The organism is Pyramidobacter sp. C12-8 (genome assembly GCF_002007215.1).
Lineage (GTDB): Bacteria > Synergistota > Synergistia > Synergistales > Dethiosulfovibrionaceae > Pyramidobacter.
In genome coordinates this window covers 1-210 of record NZ_MUHX01000165.1, presented here as the reverse complement: position 1 = coordinate 210, position 210 = coordinate 1, and the positions used below count along the sequence as shown (strand labels likewise).

At 53.3% G+C, this 210-nt stretch carries 1 protein-coding gene; it reads left to right on the top strand.

What is annotated here, in order from left to right; translation table 11 throughout:
* Positions 1-210: bifunctional hydroxymethylpyrimidine kinase/phosphomethylpyrimidine kinase (locus B0D78_RS12445; RefSeq protein ID WP_205948353.1), on the top strand; the 210-nt coding region annotated here is incomplete at both ends.

The following is a 210-nucleotide window of genomic DNA, read 5'->3' as shown; positions in this document are numbered from 1 at the left end:
TGTTGCCGACGGTTGATATCATCAAACTGGCTGGCGAACTGCTTGCGAAATCCAACATTCCGCATGTGGTGATTGATCCGGTCATGGTATGCAAAGGCGCAGGCCAGCCGTTGTTTCCGGAGAACACAAAGGCGATGATCGACTATTTGCTGCCGTTGGCGGAAGTTCTCACGCCGAATACATTCGAAGCTGAGCAACTGGCGGGGATGG